At 65.7% G+C, this 21535-nt stretch carries 22 protein-coding genes; 16 read left to right on the top strand and 6 right to left on the bottom strand.

Annotated elements, in window-relative coordinates; translation table 11 throughout:
• The first annotated feature begins 14 nt into the window (after nucleotides 1-14).
• The 16 genes from cobU (at nucleotide 15) to DBR47_RS06465 (ending at nucleotide 17739) form a co-directional block, all read left to right on the top strand.
• Nucleotides 15-596: a bifunctional adenosylcobinamide kinase/adenosylcobinamide-phosphate guanylyltransferase gene (gene cobU, locus DBR47_RS06390; protein ID WP_124448143.1), complete on the top strand. Its 582-nt coding sequence runs from the start codon at nucleotides 15-17 to the stop codon at nucleotides 594-596.
• Complete coding sequence (locus DBR47_RS06395; RefSeq protein WP_124448145.1) at nucleotides 593-1471, top strand: ABC transporter substrate-binding protein; 879 nt, start codon at nucleotides 593-595, stop codon at nucleotides 1469-1471. Before cobU ends, DBR47_RS06395 begins: the two co-directional genes overlap by 4 nt.
• Nucleotides 1468-2484 carry an iron ABC transporter permease gene (locus DBR47_RS06400; protein ID WP_124448147.1) on the top strand — a complete coding sequence of 339 codons (1017 nt, stop codon included), beginning with the start codon at nucleotides 1468-1470 and terminating at the stop codon, nucleotides 2482-2484. The genes DBR47_RS06395 and DBR47_RS06400 overlap by 4 nt, the downstream gene beginning before the upstream one ends.
• Nucleotides 2481-3302, top strand: coding sequence for an ABC transporter ATP-binding protein (locus DBR47_RS06405; protein WP_124448149.1), 822 nt, complete (start codon nucleotides 2481-2483; stop codon nucleotides 3300-3302). The genes DBR47_RS06400 and DBR47_RS06405 overlap by 4 nt, the downstream gene beginning before the upstream one ends.
• 13 nt (nucleotides 3303-3315) lie before the next feature.
• The gene (locus DBR47_RS06410) at nucleotides 3316-4656 is read left to right on the top strand and encodes a cobyrinate a,c-diamide synthase (RefSeq protein ID WP_124448151.1); all 1341 of its coding nucleotides are present in this window, start codon (nucleotides 3316-3318) and stop codon (nucleotides 4654-4656) included.
• Entirely contained in the window at nucleotides 4653-5315 is a 663-nt protein-coding gene (gene bluB, locus DBR47_RS06415) for a 5,6-dimethylbenzimidazole synthase (RefSeq protein WP_197046897.1), read from the top strand. The genes DBR47_RS06410 and bluB overlap by 4 nt, the downstream gene beginning before the upstream one ends.
• Nucleotides 5316-5322: 7 nt before the next feature.
• Nucleotides 5323-5892 (top strand): cob(I)yrinic acid a,c-diamide adenosyltransferase, encoded by a 570-nt coding sequence (gene cobO, locus DBR47_RS06420; RefSeq protein WP_124448153.1) that lies wholly within the window; start codon nucleotides 5323-5325, stop codon nucleotides 5890-5892.
• 2 nt (nucleotides 5893-5894) lie between these two features.
• Nucleotides 5895-6830, top strand: a complete 936-nt coding sequence (cbiB, locus tag DBR47_RS06425; RefSeq protein WP_124448155.1) for an adenosylcobinamide-phosphate synthase CbiB — start codon at nucleotides 5895-5897, stop codon at nucleotides 6828-6830.
• On the top strand, nucleotides 6827-7852 hold the full coding sequence (locus DBR47_RS06430) for a histidinol-phosphate transaminase (protein ID WP_124448156.1): 1026 nt from the start codon (nucleotides 6827-6829) through the stop codon (nucleotides 7850-7852). Before cbiB ends, DBR47_RS06430 begins: the two co-directional genes overlap by 4 nt.
• Entirely contained in the window at nucleotides 7849-9342 is a 1494-nt protein-coding gene (locus DBR47_RS06435; RefSeq protein WP_124448158.1) for a cobyric acid synthase, read from the top strand. Before DBR47_RS06430 ends, DBR47_RS06435 begins: the two co-directional genes overlap by 4 nt.
• A gap of 13 nt (nucleotides 9343-9355) precedes the next feature.
• Nucleotides 9356-10423: a nicotinate-nucleotide--dimethylbenzimidazole phosphoribosyltransferase gene (cobT, locus tag DBR47_RS06440; RefSeq protein ID WP_231512161.1), complete on the top strand. Its 1068-nt coding sequence runs from the start codon at nucleotides 9356-9358 to the stop codon at nucleotides 10421-10423.
• 44 nt (nucleotides 10424-10467) lie between these two features.
• Nucleotides 10468-12018 (top strand): DUF3369 domain-containing protein, encoded by a 1551-nt coding sequence (locus DBR47_RS06445; RefSeq protein WP_124448160.1) that lies wholly within the window; start codon nucleotides 10468-10470, stop codon nucleotides 12016-12018.
• Nucleotides 12019-12330: 312 nt separating this feature from the next.
• Entirely contained in the window at nucleotides 12331-13128 is a 798-nt protein-coding gene (locus tag DBR47_RS06450; protein WP_197046898.1) for an adenosylcobinamide-GDP ribazoletransferase, read from the top strand.
• Nucleotides 13118-13681 (top strand): histidine phosphatase family protein, encoded by a 564-nt coding sequence (locus DBR47_RS06455; RefSeq protein ID WP_124448164.1) that lies wholly within the window; start codon nucleotides 13118-13120, stop codon nucleotides 13679-13681. The genes DBR47_RS06450 and DBR47_RS06455 overlap by 11 nt, the downstream gene beginning before the upstream one ends.
• A gap of 219 nt (nucleotides 13682-13900) precedes the next feature.
• Nucleotides 13901-14641, top strand: coding sequence for an ABC transporter substrate-binding protein (locus DBR47_RS06460; protein WP_197046899.1), 741 nt, complete (start codon nucleotides 13901-13903; stop codon nucleotides 14639-14641).
• 59 nt (nucleotides 14642-14700) lie between these two features.
• A complete protein-coding gene (locus DBR47_RS06465; protein WP_124448168.1) occupies nucleotides 14701-17739 on the top strand; it encodes a response regulator in 3039 nt (1012 codons plus the stop codon).
• An 18-nt stretch (nucleotides 17740-17757) separates the two neighbouring features.
• Here the strand turns inward: DBR47_RS06465 and DBR47_RS06470 are convergent, their stop codons facing one another.
• The 6 genes from DBR47_RS06470 to hisH all read right to left on the bottom strand — a co-directional run bounded on the left by DBR47_RS06470 (nucleotide 17758) and on the right by hisH (nucleotide 21535).
• Entirely contained in the window at nucleotides 17758-18012 is a 255-nt protein-coding gene (locus DBR47_RS06470; protein ID WP_124448170.1) for a YfhL family 4Fe-4S dicluster ferredoxin, read from the bottom strand.
• A 9-nt stretch (nucleotides 18013-18021) separates the two neighbouring features.
• Nucleotides 18022-18519, bottom strand: coding sequence for a pantetheine-phosphate adenylyltransferase (gene coaD, locus DBR47_RS06475; protein WP_124448172.1), 498 nt, complete (start codon nucleotides 18517-18519; stop codon nucleotides 18022-18024).
• A gap of 31 nt (nucleotides 18520-18550) precedes the next feature.
• A complete protein-coding gene (rsmD, locus tag DBR47_RS06480; protein ID WP_370454876.1) occupies nucleotides 18551-19189 on the bottom strand; it encodes a 16S rRNA (guanine(966)-N(2))-methyltransferase RsmD in 639 nt (212 codons plus the stop codon).
• Nucleotides 19186-19968 carry an imidazole glycerol phosphate synthase subunit HisF gene (hisF, locus tag DBR47_RS06485; RefSeq protein ID WP_124448174.1) on the bottom strand — a complete coding sequence of 261 codons (783 nt, stop codon included), beginning with the start codon at nucleotides 19966-19968 and terminating at the stop codon, nucleotides 19186-19188. Before hisF ends, rsmD begins: the two co-directional genes overlap by 4 nt.
• 78 nt (nucleotides 19969-20046) lie before the next feature.
• The gene (gene hisA, locus DBR47_RS06490) at nucleotides 20047-20790 is read right to left on the bottom strand and encodes a 1-(5-phosphoribosyl)-5-[(5-phosphoribosylamino)methylideneamino]imidazole-4-carboxamide isomerase (protein WP_124448176.1); all 744 of its coding nucleotides are present in this window, start codon (nucleotides 20788-20790) and stop codon (nucleotides 20047-20049) included.
• 97 nt (nucleotides 20791-20887) lie between these two features.
• Complete coding sequence (hisH, locus tag DBR47_RS06495; RefSeq protein WP_124448178.1) at nucleotides 20888-21535, bottom strand: imidazole glycerol phosphate synthase subunit HisH; 648 nt, start codon at nucleotides 21533-21535, stop codon at nucleotides 20888-20890.

Below are 21535 nucleotides of genomic sequence, written 5' to 3' on the forward strand. Positions count from 1 at the left end.
GCAAACGCTAAGCGATGAAACCCCAGCACCAACTCATCGTCGGTGGCCAGCGCAGCGGCAAGTCGCGCCATGCTGAAAAGCTGGCGCAAGACTGGCTCAACCAAGCCGCCGGACGGCGGGTGACGGTGCTGGCCACGGCCTTGGCCCTGGACGAAGAAATGCAGGCGCGCATTGCCCGCCACCAGGCAGATAGGCCGGCGGGCTTTGCCACCGTCGAGGCGCCCCTGGCCTTGACGACGGCCCTGGTTCAAGAAGCCTCGGCCGACAACTTCATCCTGGTCGACTGCCTGACCCTGTGGCTGACCAACTGGCTGATGCCCATCTCGGGCACAGCCGATCTGGCAGCCTGGGAGGCCGAGCGCCAGGCCCTGCTGCAGGCCCTGCCCACCCTGCCCGGCCGCATTGTCTTCGTCTCCAACGAGGTGGGCTGGGGCGTCTCGCCCATGAGCCGCGAGGCGCGCTTTTATGTGGATGAGTTAGGCCGCCTGAATCAGGCGGTGGCGGCACGCTGTCAAGACCTGACCCTGATGGTGGCCGGCCAAGCCTGGAGCCGCCCCGTACAAACGCAGAGCGAACCCTCATGCAATACACCATGAAACTAGGCCTTGGCAGCATCCTCGGCCTCTTTCTTGCCCTGGCCGCTGGCCTGAGCCAGGCGCAAGCCCGTGTTGAGATCAAGGACGACCTCGGCCAGATCACGCACTGGACCCAGCCGCCCCAACGCATCGTCACCCTGCTGCCCTCGCTGACCGAAACCGTCTGCGAACTCGGTGCCTGCGCGCGCCTGGTCGGCGTGGACCGTTATTCCAACCACCCGGCGTCGGTCAACAAGCTGCCCAAGCTCGGCGGCCTGGACGACACCCAGGTCGAGACCATCGTCTCCCTCAGGCCCGATGTGGTCTTGCTGGCCCCCTCTTCACGCGTCACCGAACGCCTGCGCGGCCTCGGCCTGAAGGTGGTGACGCTGGAGGCCAAGTCCTACGCCGATGTGCAGCGGGTGCTGGCCAAGATGGGCCAGCTGCTGCAGGTCAACGATGCGCAGGCCGTCTGGCGCCGCATCGATGCCTTGGTCGGCGCCGCGGCGCAAGACATCCCAGCGCAGGCGCGCGGCGCCCTGGTCTACTACGAGGTCGACCGCTCGCCCTATGCCGCAGGGCCGGTGTCCTTTATGGGCGAGACCATGGCCCGTCTGGGCCTGCGCAACATCATCACGCCCGAGATGGGCCCCTTTCCCAAGATCAGCCCCGAGTTCGTCGTGCGCGCCAAGCCGCAGCTGATCATGATTGGCAAGCGCAATGCCGACGGCCTGTTCCAACGCCCGGGCTGGGATCGCATCCCCGCCATTCACGACAAACGGGTCTGCGTTTTTGACGCCCAGCAAAGCGATGTGCTGGCCCGGCCCGGCCCTCGCATGGGTGAGGCGGCGCAGATCATGGCGCGCTGCCTGCGCGAGCAATACGCCAAGCCATGAGCTCCGTCGGCATCAAAACAACCGCCTGGTCGGCCTGGCCCTTGCTGGCCGGCCTGCTGCTGGCCAGCGGCCTGGCCTTGGCCATGGGCGTGGCCGTGGGCAGCACCGGCTTTGCGCTGGACTGGTCGGGCGCCGATGCGATGCAGTCGCAAATCCTCTGGCAGATCCGCCTGCCCCGCTCGGTGGGAGCCTGGCTGGCCGGCGCCTTGCTGGGCCTGGCCGGCGCAATCACCCAAGGCTTGTTTCGCAACCCTCTGGCCGACCCCTATCTGCTGGGCAGCGCCGCCGGTGCGCGCTTGGGCGTTGCACTGAGCCTGGCCGTGCTGGGCGGCAGCCCCATGGGCATGCAGTGGATGGAGCGCCTGGGCCTGACCGGCGCGGCCTTTCTGGGCACCCTGGCCGGTGTGAGCCTGGCGCTGACCATGGCCAAGGGGGTGGAGCACACCTTGCGCCTGCTGCTGGCCGGCGTGGTGGTGGGCGTGGTGCTGGGCGCCGTCACCGATCTGATCACCCTGGCCCAGCCCGACATCCTGCGCACCATGCAGGCCTTTGTGCTCGGCACGACCAGCTTTCTGGGCTGGCCCAGCATCGTGCTGATGGGCGTCGTGCTGCTGCTCAGCCTGGCCGTGGCCCTGGGTGCTAGCGAGGCGCTCGATGCCCTGACCCTGGGCGAGGCCACCGCCCAGTCCCTGGGCGTGCGGTTGGGCCTGGTGCGGGTGCTGCTGATCTGCGCCTTCGCCCTGGCCACGGGTACGGCCGTGGCCCAGACCGGCATGATCGCCTTCGTCGGCCTGGTCGCCCCCCATCTGGTGCGCAATCTCTGCCACGGCTCGCACCGCCAATTGCTGCTGCTCAGCGCCTGCGCCGGTGGCCTGCTGCTGCTGGCGGCCGACATCCTCTCGCGCTGGCTGATGGCACCGCAAGAGCTGCCGGTGGGCGTGATCACCGCCATCCTGGGCGGCGGCTATCTGCTGCGCCTGATGCACAAACGCAAGTACGGAGGCCGCGCATGAAACCCGCTTTGAGCTGCCAGGACCTCAGCGCCAGCCTGCAGGGCCAGCCGGTCCTGCACCGCTTGACGCTTGAATTAGCGCCGGGCCACTGGACCGCCATCGTCGGCCCCAATGGCGCGGGCAAATCCACCCTCTTGCGCGCCCTGGCCGGGCTGAGCCCCAGCCTGGGATCCATAGCGCTGCTGGGCCGCCCCTTGCATGATTGGCCGCGCAAGGCCCGCGCCCGCGAGCTGGCCTGGCTGGGCCAGAACGAAAGCAGCGGCGACGAGCTCAGTGCGCAAGACGTGGTCATGCTGGGCCGCCTGCCCCACCGGGCCTGGCTGGCCCCACCCAGCGCCAGCGACCATGCCGCCGTGCAACAAGCCATGGTGCAAACCCAGTGCTGGGATTGGCGTCAGCGCCCGCTGGGCCAGCTCTCGGGCGGCGAGCGCCAGCGCGTGCTCCTGGCCCGTGCCCTGGCCGTGCAGGCCCAAGTGCTGCTGATGGACGAACCCCTGGCCCATCTGGACCCGCCCCACCAGGCCGATTGGTTGCAGCTGGTGCGCGGCCTGGCCGAGGCCGGCGTGGCCGTGGTCAGCGTCTTGCACGAGCTGAATATGGCACTGCAGGCCGACGGACTGGTGGTCATGCAGGCCGGCCGCGTGCTCTGCCACGGCTCGCCCGGCCAAGCCGAGACTCGCCGCGCCCTGCAGCAGGTGTTTGACGAACGCCTGCACCTGCTGGAGCTTGAAGGCCAGTGGCTGGCCTTGCCCACGGCGCCCGCGCCAAAGCCCCCCGCCTTCAGCAATGTCGTGCCCCTCAAACAAAAGGCCGATTGAGCCTCATCGCCCTATGCCAACTGACGCCACCACCCTCTGCCCCGCCGTGCTGATCAGCGCGCCCTCCTCGGGCTCGGGCAAGACCAGCGTCACCGCGGCCATCGCTCGCTGGCACCGCCACCAAGGCCAGCGGGTGCGCGTGTTCAAAACCGGGCCGGATTACCTGGACCCGATGATTCTGGAGCGTGCCAGCGGTCACCCGGTGTATCAACTGGACTTGTTCATGGGCGGCCTGGCGCATTGCCGCGCCCTGCTGGCCGAGGCCGCTGCTGAGGCCGACCTGATCCTGGTCGAGGGCGTGATGGGCTTGTTCGACGGCGAGCCCAGCAGCGCCGACCTGGCCGCCGCCCTTGGCCTGCCGGTGCTGGCCGTGATCGATGCATCAAGCATGGCCCAGACCTTTGCCGCCATTGCCACGGGTTTGCAGCGTTATCGCAGCGACATCACCCTCTGCGGCGTGGTGGCCAACCGCGTGGGCAGCCCCGGCCATGGCCAGATGGTGGCCCAAGGCCTGCCGGCCGATCTGCCCCTGGCCGCCGCCCTCTTGCGCAAGCCTGAGTTGAGCCTGCCCGAGCGCCATCTGGGCCTGGTGCAAGCCATGGAGTTACCCGAGTTGGACAGCCAGCTCGATGCCTGGGCCCAGGCCTGGGGCGAGGCGCTGAGACCCGAGTTTGAATGGCCACGGGTGCGCTTCGATCTGCAAGCGCCGCTCTGGCCTGAGAGCGAGTTCCCCGCTCAAGCCCTGGCGGGCCTGCGCATCGCCGTGGCCCAGGATGCTTGCTTCTCCTTCATCTACACCGCCAATCTGGACTGCCTGCGCGCACTCGGCGCCGAGGTGATCTGCTTCTCGCCCCTGCAGGGTCAGGTCTTGCCTGCCTGCGATGCGCTCTGGCTGCCCGGCGGCTACCCCGAGCTGCATGCGCCAGCCCTGGCCGCCCACCCCAGCTTCTTCGACTCGTTGCGTGAACATCTGGCCCAAGGCAAACCTCTGCTGGCCGAATGTGGCGGCATGCTCTGCTTGCTCGACAGCCTGAGCGATGCCGCTGGCCAGGCCCAGCCCATGGCCGGCCTGATGCCCGGCCAGGCGCGCATGCAAAAACGCCTGGCCGCCTTAGGTCTACAGGCCCTGGACTGGCCCGAGGGCCTGTTGCGCGGCCACAGCTTTCATCACTCCACGATGGAAACCCCGCTGCAGCCGCGAGCCGTTGCCAGCAACCCCAATGCCAAGACCGGCAGCCGCGCGGCCGAGCCGCTCTTCATCCAGGGCTCGCTGCGCGCCAGCTATGTGCACCATTACTTCCCCTCCAACCCAGCGGCGGTGGCGCGCTTTTTCGCTACGGGTGCTTGCAGGTGATTACCAGCGCCCAGCACCAGTTCAGCGCGGCTGAGCGCGACACGATTTACGCCAATATCGCCCTGCGCCGCGACATCCGCCATTTTCAGCCCGGCGGCCAGGTCGAAGAAGCGCAGCTGCAGCGCATGCTGGCTGCCGCCCATCAAGCGCCCTCGGTGGGCCTGATGCAGCCCTGGCGTTTTATGCGTGTGCGCCATGCTCAAACCCGCCAGCAAATCCAGGCCCTGGTCGAGGCAGAGCGCCAACGCACGGCCGCCGCGCTGGACGAGCGCGCGGCAGAATTCCTGCGTCTCAAGGTCGAGGGCATTGGCGACTGCGCCGAGCTGTTGCTGGTCAGCCTTGCGCCCGACGATGGCACCGTGTTCGGCCGCCGCAGCATGCCGCGCGAGATGGCGCTGTGCTCGGCTGCCTGCGCGGTGCAAAACCTCTGGCTGGCGGCGCGGGCCGAGAACCTGGGCCTGGGTTGGGTCTCGATGTTCGAGCCGCTTGCCCTGGCCGAGTTGATGAAGCTGCCTGCGGGCTCCCTGCCCCTGGGCCTGCTCTGCCTGGGCCCGGTCGCCACCTTTTATGAGCGCCCCATGTTGGAGGCGCTGGGTTGGCGCCAAACCCGCCCGCTGGCCGACATGCTGATGGACGAACCCCTTTTTGAATTGAGCTGAGCAAAGCATGGAAATCGAAAAACCTCCCGTCGACCGCGAACGCGTCATCCCCACGGCCGAGCGCCGCGGCCTGATCCTCGTCCACACCGGCGACGGCAAGGGCAAGAGCACGGCCGCCTTCGGCCTGGCCCTGCGCGCCCATGGCCGGGGCAAGACGGTCAAGATCTACCAATTCATGAAGGTGCCCAGCGCACGCTTCGGCGAGCACCGCGTGTTTGAAAAACTGGGCGTGCCCATCGAAGGCCTGGGCGACGGCTTCAGCTGGAAGAGCAAGGACCTGGAGCACAGCGCCCAGCTGGCGCGTGATGGCTGGGTGCGCGCCGAAGCCAGCATTCGCAGCGGCGAGAACTTTCTGGTCGTGCTGGACGAGATCATGTACCCCCTGCGCTACGGTTGGCTGCCGCTGGAGCCGGTGCTACAAGCCCTGCGCGAGCGGCCCGCCCATGTGCACGTGGTGCTGACCGGCCGTAACGCGCCGGCCGAGCTGATTGAGTTGGCCGACACCGTCACCGAGATGGCTTTGATCAAACACCATTTCAAGGCCGGTGTACCCGCGCAGCGCGGCATCGAAGATTGAGCATGTGCCTGCTGTGGCCGCTGGCCTTTGCCTTTGCCCTGCTGGTGGATCGTCTCTTCGGCGAGCCTCCGACTTGGGCGCATCCGGTGGTCGCCATGGGTCGCTATCTGGGCCTGTTTTCCAAACGCTTGCTGAGCCTGCCACCCAGGCCCGCCTTTGCCCTGGGAGCGCTGGCTTGGGTCTTGGGCGCGCTGCTGGTGGGTGGGCTGGCCCTGCTGCTGGAGTCGGCCCTGATCCTGAGCTTGGCCCCCTGGAGTTCTTGGCCGCGCCTGCTGCTGTGCGCGGCCCTGCTGGGCCTGCTGCTCAAGCCCTTGCTGGCCTGGCGTATGTTGGCCGATGAGGTGTTGGCGGTGGAGCGGGCGCTCCAAGTTTCTCTGGAGGACGGCCGCTCTCAGCTGGCACGCTTGGTCAGCCGTGACACCTCGGCCTTGAGTGCCGAGCAGGTGCGCGAGGCCGCCATCGAAACCCTGGCCGAAAACCTCAACGACTCGGTCGTCGCGCCCCTGTTCTGGGCCATGCTGGCCGGGCTGCCCGGTGCCGCTGTCTACCGCTTCGCCAACACGGCCGACGCCATGTGGGGCTATCGCGGCCAGTGGGAATGGGCGGGCAAATGGGCGGCGCGGGCGGACGATGTGCTGTCCTGGCTGCCGGCCCGCATCACCGCAATAGCCATGAGCAGTCTGCGGCCCCAGGCCTTGCTGCGCCTGAGCCAGCAAGCCTCGCGCACGCCCTCGCCCAATAGCGGTTGGCCCATGGCGGCCATGGCCCTGCGTTTGGATCTGCGCCTGGGCAAGCCTGGCGTTTATCAACTCAACGCGGAGGGTCGCGCCCCGCAGCCGCAAGACCTGCCCGCTGCGATCGCATACGCGCGGCGCGGCCTGCTGGCATCGGCCTTCTCGCTGGCAGCCCTGGCCGCTTTCCTGCGCTTGCAAACATGAATATCCACGGCGGCAGCGATGCCGGGCCCACACCGGCCCATGATTTCTCCAGCAACGCCAGCCCTCTGGGCCCGCCGCCCGCCCTGCTGCGCGCCGTGCTGGCCGCCGACCGACGCCGTTACCCCGACCCGGCCTACACCGATTTGCGCGAGCATCTGGGCGCGGATCTGGGCGTGGCGGCCGATCGGGTGCTGCCCTGCTCCGGCGGGGCCGAGGCGATCCGGCGCCTGAGCCTGGCGGCTTTTTTGAGCGGCATTCGAGAAGTCTGGGTGCCACAACCCGGCTTTGGCGACTATGCCGCCGCCGCCCAGGCCCTGGGCCTGGAGACGCGCCGCTACCGCAGCGTGGCCGAGCTGTGCAGCGGCCTGCGTCAAGCCCGCAGCTTGGTCTGGGTCTGCGAGCCCTGCAACCCCAGTGGCAGCAGCCTCACCGCGGCCGAGTGGCAAGACCTGACCCTCGCCATCGAGCGCAGCAGCTCTGCGCTGGTCGTTGACCTGGCGTATGAAAGCCTGCGCCTGGAGGGCCAAAGCCATTTGCCCGCCCATCTGCAGGACCAGGCCTGGCGCCTGCACTGCCCCAACAAGGTCTTGGGCCTGACGGGCGTGCGCGCCGCCTGCCTGCTGGCGCCGAGCAGGAGCGATGCCCTGTACTTGCATGCCCAGGCTGTGGCGCCCAGCTGGGTTTTGTCCAGCGAAGGCTGCGAGCTGCTGCGGGCCTGGCGCAGCCCAGAATCCGCTGATTATTTGCGTCAGGTCCAAACGACCTTGCGCGGCTGGCGCGACACTCAGCGCCAGCTCTTGGCCGAGCTGGGCTGGCAGCAGACCAGCAGCTGCAGCAATTTCTGGCTGGCGCGCCCACCCGTGGGTGTGCAGACCAGCGAGTTGCTGCCGGCCCTGCGCCAGCGCGGCATCAAGCTGCGCGACGCCAGCAGCTTCGGCCTGGCGGGCTGGGTGCGGCTGTCCACCCAAAACACAGAATCGCAGGCGGCGCTGAAGCGAGCCTTGGAGGAGTTGCAAGCATGAGCAGCAAACACAGAGCCCGCGCCATCATGGTGCTGGGCACCACCAGTGGCGCAGGCAAGAGCTGGCTGGCCACGGCCTTGTCGCGCTGGTATGCGCGCCAGGGGCTGAAGGTCGCGCCCTTCAAGGCGCAGAACATGAGCAATAACGCGAGAGTCGTACCAGCATTGAATGGAAAGTTAGGCGAAATTGGCTCCGCCCAATACTTCCAAGCCCTGGCCTCGCGCTGCACACCCGATGTGCGCATGAACCCGGTGCTGCTCAAGCCCGAAAAAGACACGGCCTCGCAAGTCATCGTCTTGGGCGAGGTGGACGAGGTCCTGACCCGTGCCCCCTGGCGGGAGCGCAGCGAGCTGCTGTGGCAGCGCGCCAAGCCCGCCCTGCATGAGCTGATGGCCGAGAACGATGTGGTGGTGATCGAGGGCGCGGGCTCGCCGGCCGAGATCAATCTGCACAGCAGCGATTACGTCAATATGCGCACCGCCCTGGAGGCCGAGGCCGCCTGCCTGCTAGTCACCGACATCGACCGCGGCGGCGCCTTTGCCCACCTCTACGGCACGCACCAGCTCCTGCCCGCGCATGAGCGGGCGCTGATCCGTGGCTTTGTCTTGAACCGCTTCCGTGGCGACGCCAGCTTGCTGGCCCCCGGGCCCGAGCAGCTGCAAGCCTTGACCGGCGTGCCCACCGTGGCCGTGCTGCCCATGTGGCGCGGCCATGGCCTGCCGGAGGAAGATGGCGTGTTCGACGACGGCATCAGCGGCAGCAGCCGTGGCCTCAAGATCGCCATCGTGGCCTACCCGCGCCTGTCCAATCTGGACGAGTTTCAGCCCCTGCGCAGTCTGCCCGGCGTGCGCCTGAGCTGGGTGCGCGAACCGGCCGGTCTGGACGGGGTGGATCTCATCATCCTGCCCGGCTCCAAGGCGGTGGCGGCCGATCTGGCCTGGCTGCGCGCGCAGAAACTGGATCAAGCCATCGCCCAGCATGCGGCGGCGGGCAAAAAAGTGCTGGGCATTTGCGGCGGCCTGCAGATGCTGGGCGAAAGCCTGCTCGACCCCCATGGCCTGGACGGTAATGCACCCGGCCTGGGGCTCTTGCCCCTGGTCACCCAGTTCGAACGCGACAAGCTGCTGCGCCCGGCCCGGCTTCGCTTTGCACCCCTGAGCGAACCTTGGGCCGCCCTGAGCGCGGTGCAAGCCCAGGGTTACGAGATTCACCATGGCCGCACCGTCCAGCACCCCAGCCTGGCGGCGGCCACGCCGGCCGTGTTCAGCGACAGCGCTGATGACAAGGTTGGGGTGGTGGGCTGGCAAGCCGGCCCGGTGCTGGGCTGCTACGCCCACGGCCTGTTTGAGGACAGCGCCGTCATGCAAGCCCTGTTCGGCGCCCAAGCGCCCAGCCTGGACCGCGTGTTCGAAGGCCTGGCCGACTATGTGGACCGCCACTTCCAGCCCGGCGTGCTGGCCGGTCTCTTACAGGACAAAAAACAAAACTGATGCGCAATCTCCCATGAGCTCCCCCATGCACACCCCGCAAGACCTGATTCCCCACATCCCCTCTCTGCACGACCAGCCCCTGGCCGCCGCCCTGCAGCAGCGCATCGACAACAAGACCAAGCCCCTGGGCTCCCTGGGCCGGCTGGAGGGCTTGATGCTGCGCCTGGGCCTGATCCAGGGCACCGAGACGCCCTCGCTGCACCAGCCCCAGATGATGGTGTTTGCGGCCGACCATGGCCTGGTGGCCCAAGGCGTGTCGGCCTACCCCAGCGATGTGACCTGGCAGATGGTGGAGAACTTTCTGGCCGGTGGCGCGGCCGTGTCGGTGCTGGCTCGCCAGCATGGCCTGGACCTGGTGGTGGTGGACGCCGGAGTGGCCCACGACTTCGAGCCGCGCAAGGGTTTGATCATCGCCAAGATCGCCCACGGCACCCAGGACGCCTCGACCCAGGCGGCCATGAGCGTGGAGCAATGCGCCACCGCCATCAACGAGGGCAAGGCCTTGCTACGCCAGCGCCCCGGCAATGTGCTGATGCTGGGCGAGATGGGCATAGGCAATACCTCCAGCGCGGCCCTGCTGCTGGCCCGCCTGGGCGGCCACCCGGTGGGCGACTGCACCGGCCGCGGCACCGGCCTGGACGACGCTGGCCTGGCTCGCAAGACCCGCGTGCTGCAGGCCGTCTTGCAACGCCACGCCAGTGCCAGCGAGCCTTTGCAAGCCCTGGCCGCATTTGGCGGCTTTGAGATCGCGATGATGGTGGGCGCGGTGCTGCAGGCGGCGCTGGAGCGGCGGGTGATCGTGGTGGACGGTTTCATCACCAGCAGCGCCGTGCTGGTGGCCTCGCGCCTGCAACCGGCGGTGCTGGAGCGCTGCGTGTTTGCTCACCAGTCGCAAGAGCGCGGACATGCCTTGATGCTGCAGGCCTGCGGCGAGGCCACACCGCTGCTGGACCTGGGCCTGCGCCTGGGCGAAGGCTCGGGCGCGGCCCTGGCCTGGCCCCTGCTCGATTCGGCTTGTCGCATCCTGCACGAAATGGCCAGCTTTGCATCGGCCGGCGTCAGCGAGAAGCAAGCCGACTGAATCCCCTGGTCACATAATTGACTCGTCAACAGCGGGGCCTTGTGATGACCGACTTGGTATTTGCGGACGAAGAGGACGAGAGCGACGCAGCGGCCGCAGCCGCAGCGGCGCTGGATCCCTGGGTGGTGCTGATCGTCGATGACGATGTGGCCGTGCATCAGGTGACCCAGCTGGTGATGGCGGACTTTGAATTCGCCGGCCGCCGCCTGCTGTTTCTCGACGCCTATAGCGCCGCCGAGGCGCGGGTGCTGCTCAAGTCCCGCCGCGATGTGGCCCTGATCCTGCTGGACGTGGTGATGGAGTCAGAGCACGCCGGCCTGGAGCTGGCGCGTTTCATCCGCGAAGAGCTGGACAACCACCATGTGCGCATCGTGCTGCGCACCGGCCAACCCGGCCAGGCGCCGGAAGAGCATGTCATCAAGAGCTATGACATCAACGACTACAAAGAGAAGACCGAGCTGACCAAGCGCAAGCTGATCACCGTCTTCTACGCTGCCCTGCGCTCCTACCGCGACATCATGATCATCGAGCAGTCGCGCCAGGCGCTGCGCCGCTCCATCGATGCCATCACCCGCGTCTACGACTCGCAAAACCTACGTCGCTTCGCCTCCGCCGTGCTGGAGCAGGTGGCTTATCTGCTGGGCTATGAGGCCCGAGGCGTGTGTGCCAGCCGGGTGGCCGCCTATGCCGCCTCACATGCCGAGGGGCGGCTGAAGATTCTGGCCGCCACGCCTGAGTATTCGCGCATGCTGGTGGACGAAGAAATCAACACCCTGCCCCCGCGCGTCTGCGCCGCGCTGGACCGGGCTTTGGTCGAGCAGCAAGGCAATTCAGACCCCCAGCATTTCGTGGGCTACTACCGCAGCAGCTCGGGGAACGAGACCTTGCTGTACATGGAGTTCGCCGAGGTGATCGACGAGCAGGCCCGCGAACTGCTGGAGATCTTCTGCGCCAATGTGGCCATCACCTACGAAAGCCTGCTGCTGCGCGAGGAGATCCAAGACACCCAGCGCTCCACCGTCTACATCATCGGCGAAGCGGTGGAGAGCCGCTCCATGGAGCCCGGCGAGCATGTGCGCCGCGTCGGCGAGATCGCCGCCCTGCTGGCCGAAGCTACCGGCATGCGCGAGGCCGATATCGAGTTTCTGCGCCTGGCCGCGCCCCTGCACGATGTGGGCAAGATCGCCATTGCCGACCGCGTTCTGGGCAAGCCGGGCAAGCTCGATGAACAGGAATGGGCCAGTGTGCAAACCCATGCCCGGGTGGGCTTTGAGTTGCTGCGCAAGTCCGACAAACGCATCCTGCAGCTGGGCGCCATCATCGCCCACGAACACCACGAACGCTGGGACGGCCAGGGCTATCCGCGCGGCCTGATCGGCGATCAGATCCATATCGCCGGCCGCATCGTCGCGGTGGCCGATGTGCTGGACACCTTGCTGAGCCAGCGCTGCTACAAGCCCGCCTGGAGCTTTGAGGACAGTGTGGCCTATATGAGCGCCCAGGCCGGCACCCAGTTCGACCCGCTGCTGATCCAGCATCTGCTGGCGCGGCTGGACGCGGTGAAAGACATTTACCAGCGCTTCCCTGACGCCTAGCCCGGATATTTCACGAGGGACGCGGGAGTTGCGTGGTGCAGGGCGCCGCGGGCTGGTCCGAGACGGCCGCAGCCAATGCCCACAGGCATTGGCGAGGAGTTGAGGGCCAGCCAGCAAGCCTTGCGCCGCGCAAACCCGCGTAGGCCCTGGTTCCAAATTGGATCTGTTGTTGAACGCCAAAGACTCAACAGGCATTGGTGATTCAAGTCAGCGGGGGCCGACCTCGTGAAATGTCCGGGCTAAGAACGGGCGGCGGCTGCATTAGAGTGCGGGCTGCCTCCACCGCCGAACTCGCTCCCCTGCCTCCGCCCCATGCGCCCCTTGCTGCACGAACTCCGCCTCTTCTTCACCGCCCTGCAGTTCTTCACCCGCTGCCCTGTTCCCGCCTGGGTGGGTTTTCAGCCCGAGTGGTTGCAGGAGTGCGCGCGCTACTTCCCGGCGGTGGGCACGGTCGTGGGGGCATGGGCCGCTTTGGTGATGTGGGGCGCCTCCTGGATCTGGCCGGCCGGCATCTGCGCGGGCCTGGGCTTGGCCGCCAGCATCTGGCTGACCGGCGGCTTTCACGAGGACGGCTGGGCCGATAGCTGTGATGGCCTGGGCGGCGCGGTCAGCCGCGAAAAAGCGCTCACCATCATGAAGGACTCGCGCATCGGCAGCTACGGTGCCCTGGGCCTGATCCTGATGCTGGGCTTGAAAGCGGCCTGCCTGGTCGCCCTGCTGGACTTCAACCCCGACCTCGCCCTGCTGGCCACGCTCTGGGCTCACACGGCCTCGCGCGCTGCCCCCGTCGCCCTGATGCACCACCTCAGCTACGCCGGGGACGCCGAACATGCCAAGGCCAAGCCCCTGGCCACCCAGGCCGGTGGCGCGACCCTTGTCTTCGCCCTGCTCTGGGTCTTGGGCTTGAGCGGCCTGATCGCCTGGGCCCAGCCCAATCTGGTGCCCAGCCTTTGCGCCGCCTGGTTGGCCATGGCCCTGGCGACTTTCACCATGCAGGGTTTTCTGGAGCGCCGCCTGGGCGGCTATACCGGCGACACCCTGGGAGCCACCCAGCAACTGGCCGAACTGGCCGGGCTGCTGGCCTTTGTGGGCTTGCTCAATGTCTTCTGAGCCCGGCCTGTGGGTCTGGCGCCATCCGCGGCCCGAGGGAGCCCAGGGCCTGTGCGTAGGCTCCGGCTGCGATCTGCCGGTGCATTGGCGGCGCGCCAAACGCCTGGCCCGGCGCATTCAGGCACGGGCGCGGCGCGAGCGGCTAGCGCAGCGCGTCGTTTGCTCACCGCTGCGGCGCTGTGCCGAGGTGGGCCGCTGGTTGCAGCGCTGGGGATGGCAGCTGGCCGTCGACCCTGCTCTGCGCGAACTCGACTTCGGCGCCTGGGAGGCCAGGCCCTGGCATGCGATCGACAAGAGCGAGATCGATGCTTGGGTGCAAGACTTTGTCGACTATGCACCAGGCGGGGGCGAATCCCTGCAGGCCCTCCTGGCCAGAGCCGCAAACTGGTCGGCGCCCTCGGGCACGCAGATTGTCATCAGCCACGGCGGTTGGATGCTGGCCCGCCGCTGGCTGATCGAGCATGGCCGCCAAACACCGCCGAGCGCAGCCAGCTGGCCCAGGCCGCCAGACTACGGGCAATGCTGGCAAATTGGATCAACACAGGGCAAGTAACACATTAGTCACGACTGTTGGCGAATTGCCTAATGCCTGAAAGCACCTGACAAGTCCTGCGCAGTATCATCACAGCGGATTGAGCGAGGAGGGGCATCGAGCGATGTCTGCTTGGCCCTTCCTTGAATCCCTTCAAGGGGCTTGTTGGAGTAGTCCATGGATTTGATCTCAGCTGGATCCCGGCGACGGTTGGCCGCGACCTTGGCAAGCCTTGGCCTCATGCTGTTTGCATCAAGCGCAGTCCTGGCGCAGAGCAAATCCATCACCATCGCCGCCGAAGACGATTGGCCGCCTTACTCCTCTGCAAAAGCCGACAAATCGGGCCCAGAGGGCATGACACCCGATCTGGTCCGTGCCATCTTCAAGACTCGCGGCATCGAGGTGAAATACCTGGTCGTGCCGTTTTCACGCTGCCTGCATTTGGTCAAGACCGGCAAGGTGGTGGCCTGCTTCAACACCTCCATCACCGAGGAGAACAAGAACGAGTTCTTGTGGCACCCGACGCCCCTGTTTTTCTCAGGCACCAGCATCTTTGCCTTGTCCGAATCCGGTGCGCCGAAGCAGGCGATCAAAGCACAGGAGCTGGAGGGGCAGACCGTGGGGGTGACGGCCGGCTACACCTACCCGGCGGAGTTCAGAACCAATCCCAAGATCAAGTTCACGGAAGCCAGCTCGGACGAACTTTTGCTCAAGATGCTGATGGCCAAGCGCGTCAAGTACGCTGTGCTCAGCAGCTTGCCGGGCTTGGTACGCATCAAAAATGATCCCAAGCTGGCGGGCCATATTGCCCTGGTGGGTGAACTCAGCAAGGACGGGATGTGGCTGAACTTCTCCAAGAGTCACCCAGAAGGCAAGGATATGGTCGCAGTTTTTGAGTCGGCCCTGCTGGACTTCAAAAGCAGCGGCGCCTACGACAAATTCATGAACGACTTCTACCAGCGCCTGGGCTTGCCCCGATGATGCTGGGCAAGTTTCTCGATCAGGCCTAAGGCTGCGTCTTGGCAAAGGGTGGGGCTGACTTGAATCGACACAGCATTCGCTTCCGCCTCAATCTATTTTTCACCCTCCTGATCTCGGCCATCTTGGGGGTTTTTGGTCTGGTGTCCTACATCGACAGCCGTGATCAGCTCCTTGAACGCTACGAGCAGGATCGCCAGTCCCTGCGCAAGCGCTTGGAGATCAATCTGGCCTCACCGATGTGGCGCTTGGACACCGAGACGGTGAAGAAGAACCTCCAGGCCGAGATCATCACCCCAGTTCTCAGCATCGTCATCGCCGAGGACAAGAACGGCCCGCCCATTGCCGAGGCCCATGTCAAAGCAGCGAATGAACAGCCCGAACTGCAAGACCGCCTGGTCTTCCCCTTGGTGATCGAGGCCGAGGGCAACACGGTCGAACTAGGCTTGGTCACGGTGGTGACCACCCGTGCGGTGATTCAGCAGGAATTGCATTCCCTGGTGAGCAGCCGGGCGCTGGAGATGTTTGTCTTGATCAGCCTGCTGCTGATTTCCATGTCGGCGGTTCTGCTCAAACTGGTGCTGAACCCCTTAGATGCGCTCAAGAATGCCTTGACCAAGGCCGCCCAGCTGAAGGACGCCAATATCAAGCTGACCCTGCCCGAGGCAGGTTTGGATGAATTCGGTGAAGTGGGCAAGAGCTTTGCACTGATCGCCGACCGCCTCGCCAAGGACTTGGCATCGGGCGAACGCAAGGAGGCGGAACTTCGCCAGGCCTATGCCAAGCAGTTGGAAATGACCAGCCAGGTGGAACACAGCAAGCAGCTGGCCGAAGAAGCCTCCAAGGCCAAGTCCGCCTTTCTGGCCAATATGAGCCACGAGATTCGTACGCCGATGAACACCATCATCGGCCTGTCGCAGCTGGCTTTGAAAACCGAGCTCAGGCCGCAGACACGGGAGTACATCGACCGCGTCCGGCTCTCGGGCGAGCATTTGCTGGGCATCATCAACGACATTCTTGACTTCTCCAAGATCGAAGCCGAGAAGCTCTCCCTCGAGAACGTGCCCTTCGAGATGGACGCCTTATTGGCCAATGTCGCCAACTTGGTCGCCGGCAAGGCGATTGAGAAGGAGTTGGAGCTGCTGTTCGACTTGGCCGCCGAAGTGCCGCAGCATTTGATTGGTGACCCTCTGCGCCTGGCGCAGGTGATGGTCAACTTCGCCAACAACGCCGTCAAATTTACCGAGAAGGGCGAGATCTCCCTGGTCATCCGGGTCGAGAAGCACTGCGCCGCGGATGCGCAAGGCCAGGAGCGGGTGCTGCTTCGTTTCACCGTCAATGACTCAGGCATCGGCTTGAGCCCGGCCCAGATCGACAGCCTGTTTCAAAGCTTCCACCAGGCTGATGCCTCGACCTCACGCAGATACGGTGGCACGGGCCTGGGTCTGTCCATCTCCAAGCGCCTGGCCGAGTTGATGGGCGGCACGGTGGGCGTGAGCAGCCAAGTCGGCCGAGGCAGCAGTTTCTGGTTCAGCGCAGAGTTGGGCGTGCAAGACGCAAGCGTCTTAGCGGCGGAACCCCTCAAGCAGGCCCCCAGCTTCCAGCTCTTGAGCCAAAGAATGCAAGCTTGCCGGGTGCTGGTGGTGGACGACCACCCCTATGCCCGCAGTCTGATGCGCGAGCTACTCTTGGGCATGGGCGCCGAGGTGGCATGCGCCGATTCGGGGCGAGCCGCCCTGAGCGCCGTGCAAGAAGCACAGTCGGAGAAAAAGCCTTTCGATCTGCTGGTGCTGGACTGGCGCATGCCGGAGATGAACGGCATTGAGACGGCCCAGGCCATTCACGCCTTGCAACTCAAGCCCCGCCCGCGTCTTTTGATGGCCACGGCGTTTGGCCGCGACGAGGTGTTGCAGTACCAGCGCAGCAAGCTGATCGATGCCGTGCTGATCAAGCCGGTCTACACCTCCAGCCTCTGCGCGGCCCTGCAGCAAGCCCTGATGGAAGAGGCCACAGACCTTCAGGCAGGCGCCAATACTCAAGACGCCAATGCAGGTTTGCTGGCCCAAATCTATGGCGCTCGCATCCTGCTGGTCGACGACAACGAGTTCAACCAGTTTGTCGGCGCAGAGTTGCTCAAGTCGGCCGGCTTTCGGGTCGACCTGGCCAATGACGGCCAGATGGCCGTCGACAAGGTGCAGGCCCAGGACTACGACGCCGTCTTGATGGATATGCAGATGCCGGTGATGGATGGCCTGGCGGCCACGCGTGCCATCCGCGCGCTGCCAAGGTTCGCTCAGCTACCCATCATCGCAATGACCGCCAACGCGATGCAGCACGACAAGGAGGCCTGCCTCGCCTCGGGTATGTTGGACGTGGTCACCAAACCCATTGTTCCCGCGGACCTGTGGTCGACGATGCTGCGATGGATACCTGTTCGCGAGCCCGGTGCTGCGGCTGCCCCCCAGGCGCCCTCTGCAAGTCCACCCGCCGATCACCCCATCAACGCGGGCCTGCCCAGCGAGATAGCCGGTATGGATGTGAGCTTTGCCCTCCAGCAAGCAGGCGGGGAACCCAAGGCACTCATCGAAATGCTGCGACTGTTTGTTCGCAATCAGGAACATCTGATGCAGAACTTGAACGAGGCCTTGCTGCAAGAGGACTACGCCAGCGCCGAGCGATTGGCCCACAGTTGCAAAGGCGTGAGCAGTTGCCTGGGCGCTCAGGCCGTGTGTGATCAGGCCGCCGGTTTGGAAGAACGCTTCCGATCCAGGCTAGACCTGGAGCAGGTGCCGCAGCTGATCGACGCCCTGAGGCTAGAGCTTGAGGCCTTGCTGCAAGCCGTGCGAGCCGCACTGCCGATCAGCGCTCCCCGGCGTGCCATCGCGGTTGACGCCCAAAGCCTGCGGCTTGTCGGCCGGCAATTGCTGAGCTTGTTCGAGAATGCAGACTCCGAAGCGCTAGACCTGCTGAACCAGCACGCCGATCTGTTTTACTCGGCGAACGCACAAGGCTTTGCAGACATGCTTGCTGCGCTCGAGTCCTACGACTTTGAACTGGCCACCCGCCTGATCAAGGAGCGCTTCCTCGCCGAGGGCGCTTGATCCCCTGCACTGAATCCCTCAGGCCTTGACGGCCGTCAGGCGCAGATACTTGGCCATCAAGCTTTCTTTGCTTTCCACATGGGCCGGGTTGACCGGAATGCAGGCCACGGGGCAGAGCTGCACACACTGGGGCTCATCGAAATGGCCCACGCACTCTGTGCATTTGCTGTGCTCGATTTGGTAGAACTCCTCGCCCATGGAGATGGCCTCGTTGGGACATTCGGGTTCGCAGACGTCGCAGTTAATGCATTCGTCGGTAATCATCAGCGCCATGTCAAAACCTCAAACTGCTTTGATGCGCTCAGCCAAGCGCTCGCGCACCGAGGGTGACACAAACTTGGAAACATCACCGCCCAAGGTGGCAATCTCGCGCACAAAGGTGCCGGAGATGAACTGGTACTGGTCCGAGGGCGTCAGGAACACCGTTTCCACATCGGGCATCAGCTGGCGGTTCATGCCGGCCATCTGGAACTCGTACTCAAAGTCGCTCACCGCCCGCAGGCCGCGCACCACCACCTTGCCGCCATGCTCGACGACGAAGTTGCGCAGCAGGCCGCGGAAAGGGATCACCTCGACATTGGGGTACTTGGCCGCCAGCTCGGTGGCAATCTCCAGGCGCTCCTCGATGGTGAACATGGTGCGCTTGTGATGACCGGCCGCCACGGCAATGATCAAACGCTCGAACAATCGGCTGGCACGGCGCATCAAATCCTCATGGCCCAGGGTCATGGGATCGAAGGTGCCGGGATAGACGGCGGTGAGAACGGTGACAGAGGTCAAGGCGGGCGCTCCTGGGCTAGGTGAAACCCGATTATCCAATGCGGCGCAGCAGTTGGAATTTCACCGCCCCGGCCTTGCCCTCGCGCCAGGGCTCCAAACCGCACTCGGGCGGCAAAGCCAAGGCTTGGTCGGCCTCCAGATAGACAAATCCCCCTACCACGACCAAGGGCGCTGCGGCGCGCAGCGCGGGCAAGAACAGATCCAAATCGAAAGGCGGATCCAGCAGCGCCAGCTCGAAGCGTGGCGCACCGGTATGGCGGCCCATCCAGCTCAGGGCATCGGCACATTCCACCCGCAGATTCTCGGCCTTCAAGCGCGTCGCGCTGGCTTGCAAGCTGCGCGCCAGCTGGGCATCACGCTCCAGCAAAAGCACTTCGGCAGCGCCGCGCGAGGCCGCCTCAAAGCCCAGGGCGCCGCTGCCGGCAAAAGCGTCCAGCACCCGCCAGCCGGCCAGGTCCTGGCCCAGCCAGTTGAACAAAGTCTCGCGCACGCGGTCGGGCGTGGGGCGCAGACCGGGTTTGTCGGCGACCGGCAGCTTGCTGCGCTTCCACGCGCCGCCGACGATGCGCACCTCGCGCGGGGCCATGCGCGGCGCGCCGGTCTTTTGCGCGGCGGCACCGAGGGCTGCCGCCTTGGCCGCGACGCTGGAACGAGGACGACCGCCGCTCATGCCTGACGCACCGGAATGCCCTGCGCCGCCATCAAGGCCTTGGCCTCGCCGACGGTGTGTTGGCCGTAGTGAAAGATGCTGGCGGCCAAGACCGCATCGGCGCCACCCTGGGTGATGCCATCGGCCAGGTCTTGCAGCGAACCGACACCGCCGGAAGCGATCACCGGCACCGAGACGGCGTCGCTGACCGCGCGGGTCAGGGCCAGGTCAAAACCGCTGCGGGTGCCGTCGCGGTCCATGCTGGTGAGCAAAATTTCGCCCGCGCCGTACTCGGCCATCTGGCGCGCCCAGGCCACGGCGTCCAGGCCCACATTCTTGCGGCCACCGTGGGTGTAGATGTCCCAGCCGGGGCCGCGCGCGGCCAGGTCCTCACCCTGGCGGCGCTTGGCGTCGATGGCGACGACGATGCATTGGGCGCCGTACTTCTCGGAGGCATCGCGTATCACCTGCGGATTGGCCACGGCCGCCGAATTGAAGCTGACCTTGTCGGCCCCGGCATTGAGCAGGCGCCGAACATCAGCCACCTCGCGCACGCCGCCGCCCACGGTCAGGGGGATGAAGACCTGGGTGGCCACGGCCTCGATCATGTGCAGGATGAGGTCACGGCCGTCCGAGGTGGCGGTGATGTCCAGAAAGGTCAGCTCGTCCGCGCCCTGCTCGTTGTAACGGGCGGCGATCTCCACCGGGTCACCGGCGTCGCGCAGCTCGGTGAAGTTGATGCCTTTGACGACCCGGCCACCGGTCACGTCGAGGCAGGGGATGATGCGTTTGGCCAGCATGAGGAACACTCGATTCAAAAAAACGCGGGCCGCAAATTTGGCGTTTGCGGCCCGACAACGCGATTCAAGGGACGGGGATCAGCTCTCAACCCATTCGTCGGCCAGCTTCTGGCCCTCGGCCAGGTCCAGATCGCCGGTATAGATGGCGCGGCCGCAGATCACGCCCTCAACACCCTCATGCTCGACCTCGCAGAGGGCGCGGATATCGGCCAGATTGGACAGGCCGCCGGAGGCAATGACGGGGATGCTGAGCGCCTGGGCCAGCTTGACCGTAGCCTCGATATTGACTCCGCTGAGCATGCCGTCGCGGCCGATATCGGTATAGATCACGCCTTCAACGCCGTAATCCTCAAACTTGCGCGCCAGATCCACCACCTCGTGGCCGGTCAGCTTGCTCCAACCGTCGGTGGCCACCTTGCCGTCCTTGGCATCCAGGCCCACGATGATGTGGCCGCCAAAGGCCGAGCAAGCGTCCTTCAAAAAGCCGGGGCTCTTCACCGCCGCCGTGCCGATGATGATGTAGCTCAGGCCACCATCCAGATAGCGCTCGATGGTGTCCAGGTCGCGGATGCCGCCACCCAGCTGCACGGGGATCTCGTCCCCCACCTCGCGGATGATGGCCTTGATGGCGGCCTCGTTGACGGGCTTGCCCGCAAACGCACCGTTCAAGTCCACCAGATGCAAGCGCCTCGCACCGGCGTCCACCCAGCGCCTGGCCATCGCGGCCGGGTCCTCGCCAAAGGTGGTGGAGTCATTCATATCGCCTTGTTTCAGGCGAACGCAGCGACCGTCTTTCAGGTCAATGGCAGGAATCAGCAGCATGGCCGAGGGGTCGGTGGTGGGAAGAAGAAGAGGAAAGAAAAAAGAATGGGTTCAGATCGTGAGAGCTGCGGTGCCGCAAGAGGCGCCAGGCGCGGAGCTAGGGCGTCCAATGCAGGAAGTTGCGATACAGGGCAAGACCCAGGGCGGCACTTTTCTCAGGATGGAATTGGGTGGCAAAAATATTATCCCGGGCCACCGCGCAGGTAAAGCGGGCGCCGTAATCGCATTCGCCCACACTGTGGCGCGCATCTAACGGCGCGGCATAGAAGCTGTGAACGAAATAAAACCAGGATTCATCGGGCACGCCGGCCCAGATGGGGTGGGCGCCGGACTGAATCACCTGGTTCCAACCCATTTGCGGCACCTTGTAGCGGCTGCCATCGGGCTGCAAGCGCCCCTCCAGCTGGAAGCGCTTGACCACGCCGGGGATCAGGCCCAGGCCGGGGGTGTCTTGCTCCTCGCTGTGGTCCAGCAGCATCTGCATGCCCACGCACACGCCCATCAAGGGCTTGCGGGCGGCGGCGTCCAGCACCGCTTCCTTGAGGCCGGAGTCGGCCAGCTCGCGCATGCAGTCACGCATGGCGCCCTGGCCCGGCAGCACCACCCGCTCGGCGGCATAGACCTCGTCCGGCTTCGAGGTGATCAGCACCTGCAAGCCCGAGTCCTGGGCCACATGCAGCACGGCCTGCGAGACCGAGCGCAGATTGCCCATGCCGTAGTCGACGACTGCAACAGTGCGGCTCAT

Origin of the sequence: Paucibacter sp. KBW04, from assembly GCF_003852425.1 — a bacterium.
Taxonomy (GTDB): Bacteria; Pseudomonadota; Gammaproteobacteria; order Burkholderiales; family Burkholderiaceae_C; genus Paucibacter_A.